Raw genomic sequence first — 15094 nt, forward strand, 5'->3', positions numbered from 1 at the left:
ACCCGCACACCCGGATCAGCCACACCCCGCTCCAACACCGAAGCGAAATGCCCCACCAAACGCTCCATCCGACCCCGCTCGAACAACTCCGTCGAATACTCGAGCCAGACGCGGAGCTGTCCGTCGGCGGCCTCGTTGACCTGGAAGGCCAGGTCGAAGCGGGAGGTTCCGTTCTCGACCGGGAGGGCTTCGACCGTCACGCCCTCGCCCAGGCCGAACTCGCCGACCATGGCACCCGTCAGCAGGGTGAAGCTGATCTGGAAGAGCGGGTTGCGCCCCGGAATCCGCTGGGGGCGGAGTTCCTCGACGAGCGTGCCGAAGGGGACGTCCTGGTGCTCGAGGGCGCCGAGGACGGTCTGCTGGCAGCGGTGGACGAGTTCGGCGAAGGTCGGGTCGCCGGCCGTGCTGGTGCGCAAGACCAGCGTGTTCGCGAAGAAGCCGACGAGCGGCTCCACCTCGGAACGGGTCCGCCCCGAGAACACCGAACCCACTGCCAGATCATCCTGACCCGTATAACGCGACAGCACCGTCAGGAAGGCGGCCTGGAGGACGGCAAGGAGCGAGAGACGCTCGGCCCCCGCCCAGTCGCGGACGGCAGGGCCGAGGTGGGCCGGCAGCGGCAGTTCGAGTTCCGCGCCCGCCCAGACGGGGTGGGAGGGGCGGGGGCGGTCGGTCGGGAAGTCGAGGGTGGGGACGCCGTCGAGGGCGGTCCGCCAGTGGGCGATCTGGGCGTCCTGGGCGCCCGCGGCGAGCCGGCGCCGCTGCCAGACGGCGTGGTCCACGGGCTGGGCGACCAGTTCCGGCAGGTCGGCACCCTCGTACAGGGCGGACAGGTCGCGGGTGAGGACTCCGACGGACCAGCCGTCGGTCACGATGTGGTGCAGGCAGAGCAGCAGGACGTGGTCGTTGTCGCCGATCCGGAGGAGGTCGGTGCGCAGCAGCGGTCCGGCCGCCAGGTCGAAGGGGGCCCGGGCCTGGGTCTCCACCCACGCGCGGATGCGGGCTTCCTCGGTCGTGGGGCCGCCGTCGGGGGCGGGCACGGTGGCGAGGTCGGTGACGGGCAGAGGCCAGGTGTCGGGCTCTTCGTCGATGAGCTGGTACGGCACGCCGCGTTCGGCGTGGAAGCGGGTACGGAGCGCCTCGTGGCGGGCGACCAGGCCGCACAGGGCCCGGCCGAGCGCCGCCACGTCAAGGGCGCCGCGCAGCCGCAGCGCGAACGGCACGTTGTAGACGGGCTCGTCCGGGGCCAGCTGGTGCAGCAGCCAGAGGTGCCGCTGCTGGTCGGAGACCTCGACCGGGCCGGTGCGGTCCACGGGCACGATGCGGTCGCGTGCGGCCGCGTCGGCCCGCTGCCGGCTCAGCTTGGCTTCGAGCAGGGCGCGCTTGATGTCTGCGAGGCCGCCCTTGCCCGCCGCGCCGCCATCCTGATTCGTCATGCTCATCTCTGGAATCCCTTCGAGCCCTTCGACCTGTCCGTGAAGCTATGCGCTCGGTGCGGCGCTCCGCGTCCACTCAGCTGCTGAGCCCCGCCGGTGCGTGTGGACGTGCGGCGTACGTGATGCGGAGGGTGTCGTCGACCGTGGCGAGCGTGGCGTCGAGCTCCCGGTGGCCGGTGGTCCGGCCGTACACGATGGCGGCGAAGCTCTGGGTGCCCCGGCGCCAGTCCACCGGTTCGCCGGGGCGCCGGACGATCTCCACGCGGACCACTCCGGGAATGCGCCGGGCCTCCTTCTCGCCCTCGACGGTGTGGACGGCCGCCGCCGTGAGGGGCGGGGGCGCGAAGCGCTGGAAGGCGACCCGTGGCGGCTCGGCTCCGGCGGCGGGCGCGTCGATGCGGGCGGGCACGGGTGCGCCGGTGGCGAGGGCGTTCTCCAGGGCGATACGGAGCATGCCGACGCCGGTGGAGCGGCTGACGAGGTCGTTGACGAAGCCGCCGAGGCGGCCGTTGACCTCGATGAGACGCGGCCCTTCGGGGGTGAGCTTGAACTCGGTGTGGGTGACCCCGGAGGTCACTTCCAGGGCCCGCAGCGCCTGCGTGGTGCCGTCCAGGACCGCGTTCGCGGCGGTCTCGGGGAGCGTGCTGGGGAAGAACACTCCGCTCTCGCGGAAGGGTTCGACCAGCGGAAGCTTGCCCGTGATGCCGATGTGGGTGATCCGGTCGCCGTCGACGACGGACTCGACCGACACGTAGTCGCCCCAGCGGGCCCCGGCGACGTCGGGGTCGCCGACGAGGCGTTCCTCGGCGATGAGCCGGTCCTCTCCGGCGGCGAGCAGGTCGCCCGCCACGCGGCGGAACGCCTCGGCGGTGGCGACGGGAAAGGTACTGCGGCTGCCGGCGCCCTCGCGCGGCTTGAGGACGGCGGGCAGTCGTACGGTCGCCAGGGCCTCCTCGATGCCGGCGGCGGAGGACAGTTCGGCGAACCGCACGACGGGCATGCCGGCGGCGGCGAGGCGCGCGCGCTGGTGGAGCTTGTCGGCGAGGCGCTGGGCGACCTCGGGGGTGTGGAAGCGCAGGCCGAGCGTCCGGGCCAGCTCGGCGGTGTCGCACAGCAGGGCGTCGGTGAACGTGGTGATGCCGCTGACGCCCAGTTCGGCGAGGCGGCGGCCGGTCTTCTCGGCCGCGGTGCCGGGCTGGTGCGGGACGAGGGTGCCGATGGCCTCCAGTACGGGCAGGGAGGCGGCGACCGCCGGTGCGGACGGGTCGAGGACCAGGACGATGTCGCACAGGCCGGTCGCGGCGTGGGCGATCTCGACGGGGCTGACCGCCCCGTTGTCGTAGACGATCGCCAGGCGCGGGAGCGCGGTCGCCGGTCGGTTCATGTACCTCTCAACCCCTCATTGTGTGGAGCACCAGGAAGAACGCCGCGACCCCGAGGGCGGCGGCGAGCAGCATGCGTTTCGTGGCGAGCCCGGCCACGAGGGTCACCAGGCCGCCGGCGAGGGACGCCGTGGTGAGGCCCGCGCCGCCGTGGGACGGTCCGGTGACGGCGGGGGCGACCATCGCCGCGAGGACGGCGGCCGGGACGTAGCCGACGGCCGAGCGCAGCGGGCCAGGGAGCTCGCGCTCGCGTGGTACGGCGAGCGGCAGGTAGCGGACGGCGAAGGCGCACAGCGCCATGCCCGTGATCAGCAGGACGGTTCCCATCAGGCGGCGCCTTCGGCGTGCCGGTCGTCCTGGTCGCTCGACGCGCCCGCGGAGGCCGGGCCGGACGCAGGGACCGGGGCGGCCGGGGGAATGAGGCGCTCGCTCAGCATCCCGGCCGCGGCTCCCGCCAGGACGCCGGCGATCAGCCCGAGGTTGTAGGGCAGCGGCCGGGCGAGCAGGGCGATCGCCGCCGCGGCGGCCGCGGCGGTCCACAGCCGCCGGTCGACCAGCGCGAGGGCGAGCATCGCGATGAACAGGGCGGTCATCGGGAACTCCAGGAGGACCTGGGGCGAGTCGCCGGGGACGGCGAGGCCCAGCGCCAGGCCGAGCGCGGTGGAGCAGGTCCAGTTCGCGTACATGGCGCCGGAGGCGCCCAGGAAGTACCAGGCGCGGGCCCGGGGATCGCCGAGTCCGGCCCGGTAGCGTTCCAGGGCGGCGAAGAAGACGGCGTCGACGAGCCCGAAGGCGAGCGCGATCCGCCAGCGGCGCGGGAGCGAGGCCAGGTGCGGGCGCAGCAGCGTGGCGTAGATGAGCATGCGCAGGCTCAGTACGAGCACGGTCAGCAGCACCACGGGCCAGCCCGCCCCTGCGCGCAGCAGTTGCACGGCGGCGAGCATGGCCGTGCCGGAGTTGACGGCCATGGCCATGCCGAGGGTGCCGAGCGCGCCGAGGCCGGCGGCGAGGCCGGCCGCGCCGGCGATCAGGCCCATGGGGAAGGCCGAGATCATGAACGGCACCATGGCGCGGGCTCCGTCGAGGAACTCGCGCCGTGGTGTCACCGTTGCCGGCCCTCCGGCCGGCAGGTCGTCATCGGTCACGCGGTCCGGCCGGGTCCTGTTCCGGCGTCGGCGGTGCCGGTCGCCCCGCCGGTCTCCTCCTGGAGCAGGCGCAGGGCCTCCTCCTCGGTGAGATCGCCGAGGAGGTCGAGCAGTCCCTCCTCGACGAGTTCGGCGAGCCGGCCGACGCTGCCCTCGGCGAAGACGACGGGCAGCGGGATCTTCACTCCGTACGTCTCGTCGATGCGCGTCATGAGGCGGACGGCCTGCAGGGAGGTGCCGCCTGCCTCGAAGAGGCTCTCCTCCGGGTCGACCTCGTCCGTCTCGGGGATCTCGAAGATCTCCCGCCACAGGGCGGTCAGGTCCTCCTGGAGCTGCGTGGGGCGCGTTTCCTCGCTCATGCGCCGGTGCCTCCCGTCGTGCCGGTGCCGAAGGCCGTGTCCCACTCGGTCGCCGCGATGCCGGCCGCCTGCTCCCACGGGTGGGTGTACGGCAGGGCGGCGGCCACGCCCGCGAGGGTGTCGCGGTGTTCCCAGACCTTCTCGAAGGCGTCGGCGTAGCGCTGGAGCAGCGGCCCCGCGCCGGGGTGCAGGTGGGCCTTCTGGAGGGCGAAGGAGTCGTCGATCACCCGGTGGGTGACGGGGAAGTCCTCCTCGCGGAAGGGGCGTTCGGGGACGCCGGGCAGCGCCCAGGGGTAGCCCCCGAGGCCGCGCTTCTCGCGGAACACCTTCTGCGCGGGCAGCGGCATCAGCTGGTACGGGGCGGCGGGGACGCCCTCTGCCCGCAGGGCCCGCTGGACGGTGGCCCGCAGCGGTCCGGCGAGGTGGTCGTCGAGCCCGAAGGTCGCCGGGTCGACGCGGAAGCGCAGGATGTGCCAGGCGTGGGTGCGGTCCTCGGGTGCCCCGGGGGCGAGCAGGCCGGGCAGTGCGGCCACCCGGTCGAGCAGCGCCCGTACGTTGGTGTCGCGCTGTGTGGCCTCGGCGGGGAAGCGGGCGAGCTGGCTGCGGGTGAACGCGGCCTGCAGGGCGCTCGGCTTGTTGTTCCAGCCCAGCAGGTGGGAGACGTAACTGCGTTCGCCGCGCCCGGGGATGAGCTCGCCGAACTGGCGCAGCATGAGGGCGCGGGTGGCGAGCCGCTCGTCGTCGGTGGTGATCAGACCACCCTCGCCGCAGGTCGCGAGGTTCTTGCTGACGTTGAGGCTGAAGGTGTTGATCGCGCCGATGGAGCCGACCTTGCGGCCGCGGTACTCCGCGCCGTGGGCCTGGGCCGCGTCCTCGACGACGGGGATGCCGTGGCGCCGGGCGACGGCGTCGATCTCGTCCATGTCGGCGGGCAGGCCGTGCAGGTGGACGACGACGATGGCCCGGGTGCGCGGAGTGATGGCGGCTTCGACGGCGGCGGCCGTCATGTTGTACGTACGCGGGTCGATGTCGACGAAGACCGGTACGGCCATCAGGTGCAGGGGGGCCGCGGCGGTGGCGATGAAGCTGAGCGCGGGCACGATGACCTCGTCGCCGGGTTCGATGCCGAGCGCGCCGAGGGCGAGGGAGATGGCGGCGGTGCCGTTGCTGACGGCGACGGCGTGCCGGGTGCCGGTGTAGGCGGCCCACTCCTGTTCCAGGCCGGGGATCGCCTGCTCGCCCGCTGAGGCGGTGGTGAAGCGGCCGGAGTCCAGGGCGTCGAGGACGGCCTGCCGGTCCTCCTCGGTCACCTGCGGCCAGGGGGCGATGCGCAGGTCGCGCGGGACGGCCCGGCGGCCGCCGAGCATGGCCAGCTTCCCGGTGGTGGCCGTGGCCGTGGTTCCGGGTGTCGCCGGGACGGCGGCGGAGGTGGTCACAGTGCTGCCCTTTCGTGCTCCAGCCCGTAGAGGGCGCTCTCGTGGTCCTTCATCAGTGCGTGGACGCGCCGGGACAGGCGCTCCGGGGTGATGCCGGGGGGCGCGTCTGCACCCCGGGTGAGGCCGGCCATGATGCGTACGGCCGACCAGTGGTGGGCGACGCGGTCGACGGACCTGGCCTGCTCGACCAGGCCGGGCAGGCCGAGGGCGCGGCCGGCGTGGCCGAGCCAGTCGGCGTGGACGGCGGTGCAGGCGAGCGCGGCGCCGGCGACCACGAACAGGTCGTCGCGTATGTCCTCGCCCGCGCCGAATCGCTTGACGCACTCCTCCAGGAAGGCGCGCTGTCCGGCGAGGCCGGTGTACGCCTCGCCGTCGGCCGGGGCGGAGAAGTGGGCGAGGTTGAGGCCGATGATCCGGTGTGCCTCGGCCCGGTCGAGGACGGGGAAGTCCTCGGGAGGGCAGTCCAGTTCGACGGAGAGCCAGCGGTTGCCGATGCGGACGCCGGTGAAGAACATGTCGCGCTCGTGGACGAGTTCGTTGCCGGAGTCGCGGGAGGCGGCGAGGTCCGCGAGGGCGATGTCGCCGTGGAAGGCGGGGGGTACGGCGTCCATGACCCGCACGGTGCCGCGCTCTTCGTCGTATCCGTGGACGATCACCATGTGGTTGGAGTGGACGTCCTGGTAGGCGGGCCGGAAGGGCAGGTGGAAGTTGTCCACGGCGATCGCGACCGCATGGCCGGCGGCGAGCTGTTCGCGCACCTCGCGCCAGCCGACCTCGGCGTCCGCGGGCTCGTGCCAGCGGGAGCGGACGGGGTGGTACGGGGCGAGCGCGGACAGCAGGGACTCGCCGCTCGCGCACGGGTAGTAGTACTCCTCGCGGCGCACTCCGCCGGGGAAGTGACGGAACGTCCAGGCGGCCCCGAGGACGGGTAGTGCCTCGACACCGCGGTGCTCCAGGAGGGTGGCGAGGCAGCCGTGCAGGCAGCCGCCGAGGTCGTGGCGCCAGGGCCGTATGCGGTCGAGGAGCACGGTCATGCCGCCACCTCCGCGGGGGTGTCGTAGCGGGCGGGGACACGGGGTGGTGCGGGGACGAGGGTGAGGGCGAAGATGTGTACGGCGGGGTTGTCGGGCAGCCGTACCGCCGTCAGCTCGGCCTCGCGCGGCACGGGCACGCGGTGGCGCCACAGGGTCGGGCCGAACTTCCGCTCGACGTGGCGCGGGTAGTGCAGCCGGCCGCAGGTGTAGGCGGGGGTGCCGCCGAGGCGGGAGGCGGTCTCGGGCCAGAAGTCGGAGACGCGCAGCCACTCGGGGTCGACCGAGCCGTCGCCGTAGTGCAGCAGGACCTGGTCCTCGGTGCGCCGTTCGGCCGCGGCCAGGACCTGGATCCAGTCGTAGCGCCCGGTCGGCAGCTCGATCAGCTGCCCGGCGCAGCGGATGTTGTCGGGGGTGCCAGGGGCGTGCCGGGGGAAGAGGAAGGGGATGCCGTCCACCTCGACGGGTCCGCCGGGCGGCAGCTCCTCGGCGGGAAAGGTGTTTCCCCACAGGTTGAAGGCGCCGGCGTCGAGGGCGTCGGCCGGGGTGATCCCGGTGTTGTCGGCGTGGGCCGTCAGATCGACGGGTACGGCCAGGGGAAGTCGTTCCATCACGTGCACCTGACTGCGGCAGTTGGGAGGACAGTGGGCGGGGCCTTGGGGGGCTCGGTGAACGCGCTGTTCGGCCAGGGGAGTTCGGCGCCGGGAGGCAACCGGTACCAGGCGTACAGGCGCGGTTCGACGGTGCGCGGCATGATGTGGGCGGGCGTGGCGGCCCGGCCGCCGGGGAAGACGACGGTGCCGGTGCCGGCGCGCCGCCCGTTCCCGGAGGCGGCGAGCCGCTCCAGGAGCACGAGCCGCTCCGCTTCGCCCGCTCCCGGCCACAGGTCGGCCCCTGCCAGCCGCACACCGCCGGGGTTCTCGGCCAGGTGGCGGAGTTCGCCGGACGCCGGGTCCGTGGTGGCGATCAGGGCGGCGTCGGTGAGCAGCCACAGGATCTGGAGTCCGGGTGTGGCGGCGGGGTCCAGGTACGGCAGGGGCGCGGTGGCGTGGCCCGCGGCCGGCCGGCGCTCCAGGGTGACCTCGGTCAGCGGCTTGTCCTGGCTCTGCCAGTGGCGTACTGGCCGGAAGCCGAGCCGCGTGTAGAGGGTGGGCAGGCAGCGTTCGACGACCGCGTCGAGCCGCAGTGCGGGTACGCCACGGGCCGTGGCCACCTCGTCCACCGCGGAGAGCAGGGTGCGGGCCACTTGCGTGCCGCGCGCGGCCGGGGCGACCGCGACGCGGCCGATCTCCCACGCGCCGTCGACCCGGCGCTCGACGCGCAGGGTGCCGACGGTCTCGCCGGAGGCCGTCTCGGCGAGCCAGACCACGGCACCGTGGTCGCGCACCTGGGCGCGGAACGCGGCCTCGGTCTCGTGGGCCCCGTCGGGGACGGGCAGGCCGGGCAGCGGGTCGGAGCCGGTGTAGGCAGCGCGGGTCAGCGCGGCGATCCGCGCCGCGCGGCCGGGCGCGAGCGCCTCCGCCGTGGACAGGGCCCGGACGCGGAGGTCGTCGTGCCCGGTGCTCGGGCCCGTGCTCGGGCCCGGGCGCGCGGTCCGGTCCCGCGCGGGGAGGTCTTCGGTGTGCGCCCGTACGCGGACGCCCTGTTCAGCCATGGCCGGCCAGCAGGGCGTGGAAGCAGTCCGCGCCGAACTCCAGCGACCGCACGTTGATCCGCTCGTCCGGGCAGTGCAGCCGGCCGCGGTAGGAGCGGTCCGGTCCGTGCAGCAGCGGCAGCCAGCCGAAGGTCTGGATTCCCAGGCGGGGGAAGAGGCGGGCGTCGGTGGACGCGGTGGTCACCATGGGGAACGGGATGCCCTGCGGGTCCTTGGCCTTGAGGACGGCCGCGAGCCGGTCGTAGAAGCCGTCGAGCCGCGGCTGCGGCATCCGCTCGCCCTCGACGAGGACGTCGAGGTCCATCGGGCAGCCGGCCCTGGCCTGCAGCGTGGCCAGGAAGTCCTCGCGGGAGTGCTCGCCCGGCAGGAGCCGCCCGTCGAGTTCCACGGTGATCCGCGCGGGCAGCACGTTGGTGGCGGTGCCGCCGTGGACGACCGTGGCGTTGACGGTGTGCTGGACGAGGGAGTGCAGGTAGCGGACGTCGGCGTCGTCGAGGCCCGTGAGCGCCGTGTCGTCCGGGTCGGCGCGGAAGGCGGCGAGCCGGCCGGCGTACGGTTCGGGCAGGGCACCCGACAGTTCGGCGAGCATCCGGTCGACGACGGGGGTCATGAGGGTGCCGAGGCCGCCGCCGTCGATGGCGGCGAGCAGCCGGTGGAGCTTGGCCGCGGCGCCCTCGGGTCCGGCGACGCGCGAGGCGTGACCGGGGGTGCCGTGCAGGGTGGCCCGTACCCACAGGGCGCGCTTCTCGGCGACGACGATCGGGTGCAGCCGCGTGGCTCCGCCGAGCCGCAGTTCGGCGCCGCCGTCCTCCCCGATCGCGTACCGGACCCCGGCGAAGAGTTCGGCGTGGCGTTCGACGAGGAAGCGGGCGCCGGTGGCGCTGCCCGCCTCCTCGTCGGCGACGACGGCGAGGATGACGTCTCCGGCGGGCGGGGTGCCGTCGGCGGCGAGCCGCAGCAGGGCCGCCAGCATCATCGCCAGGTGGCCCTTCATGTCGACCGCGCCGCGCCCCCACAGTTCGCCGTCGACGATGTCGGCGGCGAACGGCGGCCGGCTCCAGTCCTGGCCGGTGACGGGGACGACGTCGACATGGGCGTGCAGGAGCAGTGGGGGTTCGGTGCCGCGGCCGCGGAGCCGGGCGACCAGGTTGGGCCGCTCGGGATCGAGGGCGAGCAGCCGGGTCTCCAGGCCGGCGGCGTCGAGCAGGTCGCGGATCCAGTGGACGCACGCGGCCTCGGCGCCGGGCGGGTTGACGGTCTCGAAGCGGATCAGGCGCTGGGCGAGCGAGACCGGGTCGGCCGGGAGGTCGCGCGGGAGCCCGGGGGTGGTCGCGAGGGTGGTCATGCGGCCACGAGTCCGTCCTGGAGGGCTTCCCGCAGCAGGTTCTCGGCGCCGGGGCGGAGCCGGGCGGTCAGCGGGAGGTGCTTGATGCCGGCGACGAAGTTGGACTCCAGGTGGGCGACGGGGCCCGCGACCCGGAACTCCTCCACGACCCGCACGATCTCCTCGAAGAGGATGTTCAGCGCGACCTTCGCCAGCGGGGCGCCGATGCAGTAGTGCGGGCCGAAGCCGAAGGCGACGTGCCGGTTGGGGCGGCGGGTGATGTCGAAGCGGTACGGGTCGGGGAAGACGTCCTCGTCACGGTTGGCCGAGCCGAGCCAGGTGACGAGCGCGTCGCCCTCCTTGATCTGGACACCGCTCAGCTCGAGGTCGTGCACGGCGTAGCGCATGAAGTGGTTGGCGGGCGAGGACCAGCGCAGTCCCTCGTCCACGGCGCCGGGCACCAGGGAGGGGTCGGCGAGCAGCCGCGCGTACTCCTCGGGGTTCTCGATGAGGGCGAGGACGGTGGCGGCGATGGCGTGCGGGGTCGTGACGTTGGCGCCGAGCAGCAGGCTGTAGCAGTTGAAGACGATCTCGTCGTGGCGCAGCCGCCGGCCGCCGGCCTCCATGCCGATGAGGAAGCCGACCAGGTCGTCGTCGCCGCCGGGGTGGCGGCGGACGAACCGCGAGAAGTAGTCGAAGAGTTCGTGGTGGGCGGCGACGAGCGTGCCGTGGGCGCTGCCCTCCTGGAACTCGCTGTCGGAGGGCGCGATGGCCATGGAGGTGAGCTTGGTCAGCCGCGGCCAGTCCCGCTCGGGCAGCCCCATCAGGGTGCCGGTGAACGCCATGGGGAAGTCGGCGGCGGCGGCCGCGATGTCCCAGGTCCCGCCGTCGAGGAGGTGCGCGAGCATGCGGCGGTGCACGATGCGGCGGATCTGCGGCCGGCGCTCCTTCATGGCGCGGTGCGACATGACCTTCATCAGCGGTTCGCGCATCGCGGTGTGCACCGGCGGGTCGCTGGCGGCCATCATCTTGCCGCCGGCCGGGTCCTGGGAGCCGAGGATGCTGAGCAGGGTGCCGCGGCTGGAGGTGAACCGCGTGTGGTCGCGCAGGACGTCGTTGACGTCGTGGTACTTGGTGATCGACCAGAAGGAGCGGCCGTCGGGGAGGGTCTGGCGGTGCACGGGCGCCCGGTGGCGCAGGGTGTGCCAGATCCGGTGGGGGTCGCCGGTGGCGTACAGGGCGGGGTCGAAGAGGTCGACGGTGTCCAGGTCGATCTCGGGACCGGAGTAGGAGGGGGCCGTGTCGTCGGTCCCGGCGTGGTCGGGGACGGTGATCCTCACCGCTTCAGCTCCTCGATGGTCGGGGCGAGTTCGCCCACGGTGGGGTTCTCGTAGAAAGAGCGCGCGGTGATGTCGACGCCCCACAGGGCGGATATGCGCGAGGTGATCTGGGTGGCCATGAGGGAGTGGCCGCCCAGCTCGAAGAAGTCGTCGTCGACGCCGATCTCGTCGATCTCCATCAGGTCGCCCCAGATCTCGGCGAGGGCGCTCTCGATCTCGCTGCCGGGGGCCCGGTAGTCGCTGCCGAGGTCCGGCCGGTCGCGGAAGATCTCGTGGGCCAGGGCCGCCCGGTCGACCTTGCCGTTGGGGGTGAGCGGCAGGGCGGTCATGCGGACGAACGCGCCGGGCACCAGGTACGGGGGCAGGGTGCGGGCGAGTCCACCACGGAGCTCCGGGACGGAGAGGCCCTGGTCGCTGACGTAGAAGGCGACGAGGCGGCGGCCCATGCGCGCGTGCTCCTGCGCGATCACGGCGGCGTCGGAGATCTCGGGGCGGGCCAGGAGCGCCGCCTCGACCTCGCCGGGCTCGACCCGGAAGCCGCGGATCTTGACCTGGTTGTCGACCCGGCCGAGGAACTCGACGACGCCGTCGACCCGGCGGCGGACCAGGTCGCCGGTGCGGTAGTAGGTTCCGCCGGCCCGGGCATCGGGTGAGCCGGCGGAGGCTGTGGGGTCGGACACGAAACGCTCGGCGGTCAGGTCGGGCCGGCCGAGGTAGCCGAGCGCCACGCCCTCGCCGCCGGCGTACAGCTCACCGGCCTCGCCGTCGGCGACCGGCCTGCCCTGCTCGTCGAGGACGAGGACGGTGGTGCCGGTGACCGGGCGGCCGATCGGGACGGTGTCGGTGTCGACCTCCTCCGTCATCACGTGACAGCAGGTGAAGGTGGTGTTCTCGGTGGGGCCGTAGCCGTTGACGATCCGGCAGCCCGGGAGGGCGGCCAGCGCCTTGTTCACATGGGGTGCGGAGAGCACGTCGCCGCCCGCGAGCAGCTGGCGCACGCCGGTGAGCCGGTGCAGCGGGCCTTCCACCATCTGGTGGAACAGTCCCGCGGTCAGCCACATGACGGTGACGCCCTCGGCCTCGACGGTGTCCGCGAGCTGGTCGAGGGTGGGGTCGAGGGCGGGGTGGACGGCGAGCCGGGCGCCGTTCAGGAGCGGTGCCCAGATCTCCAGGGTGGACGCGTCGAAGGCGATCGGCGCGAACTGGAGCATGACGTCGTCGGGCCCGATGGTGAGGAAGTTCGGCTCGGTGACCAGGCGCAGGACGGCGCGGTGTGGCACGACGACGCCCTTGGGGACGCCGGTGGAGCCAGAGGTGTAGGCGATGTACGCGGGGCGCTCCGGGTCGGCGGGCAGCGCCGGGTCGGTGTCGGGCTGCCGGTCGCGGTCCGGGTCGTCGGCGTCGACGACGAGCGGCCGTTCGACGAGTCCGTCGAAGACGCCGAGGAAGGACCGCTGGGTGAGGAGCACCTCGATCCCGGCGTCCGTGAGGATGGTCCGGTGCCGCTCCTGGGGCTGCTTGGGGTCAAGGGCGACGTAGGCGCCGCCGGCCTTGAGGACGGCGAGCAGCGCGGTGATCAGCCGGGGCGAGCGCTCCAGGCACAGTCCGACGTGGACGCCCGGGCCGACACCGCGGGCGCGCAGCTGGTGCGCGAGCCGGTTGGCCGCCGCGTTGAGCTCCGCGTAGGTGAGCCGCTCCGGGCCGCGGGCGAGCGCGATGGCGTCGGGGGTGCGGGCCGCCTGGGCCTCGAACCGGCCGTCGATGGAATGGGTGGTCAAGACGGGATCCTTCTGCCGCGAATGGACGAGGGACGAGCCGCCGCGTACGGACGGGCACGCGAACGGTGGGAGGGTGCCGGCGCCGGTGGCCGTCAGGGGGTGTCGCCGGCCGCGCTCGACACGCGCAGGCTCAGCGGGCGCATGTCGGTCCAGACCTCGGCGACGTATGCCATACATGCGTCCTTGGGGCCCTGCTTCCCGGCCGCGCGCCAACCCCGCGGGAGCGCCTTGCGGGCCGGCCAGAGGGAGTATTGCTCCTCGTCGTTGACGACGACGGCGTACTCCGTGGAATCCGCTTCCTCGGTCGACATCGCGATTCCCTTTCTCCTGGTTCCGGTGCCGGTGCGTCCCGCGGTCTCGTCGGCACGGCGTGAGGTTCCTGAAAGCTATGGCGTGGCACGGTGGTTGTGCGTCCACGCCGTGGTGGATTCCCGGCGTCCCCGGGCGAGCTCAGACGTGGACGGACCGGACGCCGGGCGTAGCCGTGTCGTTGACGGCGGCCCACACGGCGGACGCGTGGGCGACGAGCCGTCCATCGGTGGTGTAGAGGGCGGTGGCGTTGACCGCGGTGCGGCCGCTGCGGCGCAGCCGGCGGCCGAGGACGACGTACGTGTGGCCGGCCTCGGGCGGTTCGGTGACACGGGCGGTCATCCGGCTGAGGACCATCGGCTCCAGGGCGGGGTCCGAGGTCCAGCCCCCGGGGCAGTCGAGCGCCGCCCACAGGACCGGCCCCCGTACCCGCCCGTCGGGCTCGGTGACCGTGTCGTCGGGCGTCCAGGCGCAGGCCACGGTGGCGGTTCCTGTGTCGGTGCCCATGTCGGTGGCGGTTCCTGTGTCCGTACGGCCGGCCAGGAGGCCGGGCCGCATCCGCAGCCCGTCGGCCGGGCCGCGGTCGACTCCGCACACGAAGCAGGTGGGGAAGGGGTGGCCGTCCTCCCCGTGGAAGCGGCCGGAGGCCGCGGTGGCCGCGGTGAGGGACACGGGCGGCAGCACCTCGATCGGCCCGCCGCCGGCGGTGACCGTGGCGATCAGCGTGTCGCCGTCCCGGATCTGGGAGCGGCGCCCGCCGGGGTGGAAGGTCAATGGGGTGTCGAGCGGCGGCGGCGCGAGCAGGGTGACGGCGGCGGCGTCGCCGTGCAGGTAGGCGCCGAGGGCGGCGAACAGTCCGCAGGCGTAACCGCCGTTGGCGGAATCCGGCGGCCCGTTGAAGCGTCGCCCGATGGTGAACGTACGGATCTCCTGGGCTTCCTGAGCCATGGTGGTTGGTGGTTCCCCTTCTCGCCCGGCCTGTCAGGCGGCCTGGCTCATGAGCCCGGCCTGGTAGGCGAAGGCCACCAGCTGGGCGCGGTCCTTGAGGTCGAGCTTGTGGCGGATGCGGTGCAGGTGGGTACGGACGGTGCTGATCCCGATGTAGAGCTCGCCGGCCACGTCGTCGATCGTCAGGCCGCGGCCGATGAGCTGGAGCACCTCGCGCTCGCGTGCGGTGAGGGCATCCACCTCGGGGTGGGCGGAGGCGGACCGCGGGGCGGCACCGCGCTCGCGCACCCAGCCGACGAGCCGGTCGACGATCTCGGGAGCAAGGACGGTACGGCCACGGGCCACGCCCCGGGTGGCGGCGATCACCTCGTCGCTGGTGGCGTCCCGGTTGATGAGCCCCTTGGCGCCCTCGCGCAGCAGGTCCATCACCATCACGTCGTCGTACTCGGAGTGGAAGACGACCGGATGGGGCGGCGGACCGTATGGGCCGTCGAGTGCGCCGAGCCGGCGGATCAGGTCGAGCCCGGGTTCGAGTTCGGCGAGTCCGATGAGGACGACGTCCGGGCGGTGGTGCCGGGTGAGGGCGACGGTCTGCATGCAGCTGTCGGTGGTGGCCACGACATGGGTGTCGGGCAGTGCGTCCAGCAGCGTGCGCAGTCCGTCGCGCATCAGGGGCAGTTGGTCACAGATGAGAACTTTGATGGACACGGAAGGATCACTCCTCGCGTTCGCCAGAACAGCGATCTGGCCTTGGCCTTGTGGGCCACACAGGGACGGCGCTGCGGGGGCGAACAGGCGGTGCCGTGGGGGGGGGGGGGGGGGGGGGGGGGGGGGGGGTGGGGGGGGGGGGGGGGGTGTGGGGGGGGGGGGGGGGGGGGGGGGGGGGGGCGGCCCCCCCCGGGGGGGGGGGGCGGGGGGGGGGGGGGGGGGGGGGACAGGGGGGGGGGAAACG

General features: G+C 73.7%; 15 protein-coding genes. All 15 read right to left on the minus strand.

Going from position 1 to position 15094, the window contains the following annotated elements:
- A partial coding sequence (locus ACZ4VI_RS34320; RefSeq protein ID WP_468005765.1) for a condensation domain-containing protein occupies positions 1-1436 on the minus strand: 1436 nt, incomplete at its 3' end.
- 76 nt (positions 1437-1512) lie between these two features.
- Entirely contained in the window at positions 1513-2820 is a 1308-nt protein-coding gene (locus tag ACZ4VI_RS34325; RefSeq protein WP_468005767.1) for an ATP-grasp domain-containing protein, read from the minus strand.
- A 7-nt stretch (positions 2821-2827) separates the two neighbouring features.
- Positions 2828-3145: an AzlD domain-containing protein gene (locus tag ACZ4VI_RS34330; RefSeq protein ID WP_468005769.1), complete on the minus strand. Its 318-nt coding sequence runs from the start codon at positions 3143-3145 to the stop codon at positions 2828-2830.
- Positions 3145-3963, minus strand: a complete 819-nt coding sequence (locus tag ACZ4VI_RS34335) for an AzlC family ABC transporter permease (RefSeq protein ID WP_468005771.1) — start codon at positions 3961-3963, stop codon at positions 3145-3147. The genes ACZ4VI_RS34330 and ACZ4VI_RS34335 overlap by 1 nt, the downstream gene beginning before the upstream one ends.
- Complete coding sequence (locus tag ACZ4VI_RS34340; protein ID WP_468005773.1) at positions 3960-4322, minus strand: acyl carrier protein; 363 nt, start codon at positions 4320-4322, stop codon at positions 3960-3962. The genes ACZ4VI_RS34335 and ACZ4VI_RS34340 overlap by 4 nt, the downstream gene beginning before the upstream one ends.
- On the minus strand, positions 4319-5758 hold the full coding sequence (locus ACZ4VI_RS34345) for a DegT/DnrJ/EryC1/StrS family aminotransferase (protein WP_468005774.1): 1440 nt from the start codon (positions 5756-5758) through the stop codon (positions 4319-4321). The genes ACZ4VI_RS34340 and ACZ4VI_RS34345 overlap by 4 nt, the downstream gene beginning before the upstream one ends.
- Positions 5755-6792, minus strand: a complete 1038-nt coding sequence (locus tag ACZ4VI_RS34350; protein WP_468005776.1) for a BtrH N-terminal domain-containing protein — start codon at positions 6790-6792, stop codon at positions 5755-5757. Before ACZ4VI_RS34350 ends, ACZ4VI_RS34345 begins: the two co-directional genes overlap by 4 nt.
- Positions 6789-7400, minus strand: a complete 612-nt coding sequence (locus tag ACZ4VI_RS34355; protein WP_468005778.1) for a hypothetical protein — start codon at positions 7398-7400, stop codon at positions 6789-6791. Before ACZ4VI_RS34355 ends, ACZ4VI_RS34350 begins: the two co-directional genes overlap by 4 nt.
- On the minus strand, positions 7400-8443 hold the full coding sequence (locus tag ACZ4VI_RS34360) for a GNAT family N-acetyltransferase (RefSeq protein ID WP_468005780.1): 1044 nt from the start codon (positions 8441-8443) through the stop codon (positions 7400-7402). The genes ACZ4VI_RS34355 and ACZ4VI_RS34360 overlap by 1 nt, the downstream gene beginning before the upstream one ends.
- The gene (locus tag ACZ4VI_RS34365; protein ID WP_468005782.1) at positions 8436-9788 is read right to left on the minus strand and encodes a M20/M25/M40 family metallo-hydrolase; all 1353 of its coding nucleotides are present in this window, start codon (positions 9786-9788) and stop codon (positions 8436-8438) included. The genes ACZ4VI_RS34360 and ACZ4VI_RS34365 overlap by 8 nt, the downstream gene beginning before the upstream one ends.
- Positions 9785-11107, minus strand: a complete 1323-nt coding sequence (locus tag ACZ4VI_RS34370) for a cytochrome P450 (protein WP_468005784.1) — start codon at positions 11105-11107, stop codon at positions 9785-9787. Before ACZ4VI_RS34370 ends, ACZ4VI_RS34365 begins: the two co-directional genes overlap by 4 nt.
- Entirely contained in the window at positions 11104-12885 is a 1782-nt protein-coding gene (locus tag ACZ4VI_RS34375) for an amino acid adenylation domain-containing protein (RefSeq protein WP_468005786.1), read from the minus strand. The genes ACZ4VI_RS34370 and ACZ4VI_RS34375 overlap by 4 nt, the downstream gene beginning before the upstream one ends.
- Positions 12886-12977: 92 nt before the next feature.
- Positions 12978-13196, minus strand: coding sequence for an MbtH family protein (locus tag ACZ4VI_RS34380; RefSeq protein ID WP_468005787.1), 219 nt, complete (start codon positions 13194-13196; stop codon positions 12978-12980).
- A 139-nt stretch (positions 13197-13335) separates the two neighbouring features.
- Entirely contained in the window at positions 13336-14142 is an 807-nt protein-coding gene (locus ACZ4VI_RS34385; protein ID WP_468005789.1) for a hypothetical protein, read from the minus strand.
- Positions 14143-14175: 33 nt separating this feature from the next.
- A complete protein-coding gene (locus ACZ4VI_RS34390; RefSeq protein ID WP_468005791.1) occupies positions 14176-14850 on the minus strand; it encodes a response regulator transcription factor in 675 nt (224 codons plus the stop codon).
- Positions 14851-15094: the final 244 nt, after the last annotated feature.

This window comes from Streptomyces sp. NPDC029169, assembly GCF_055563935.1.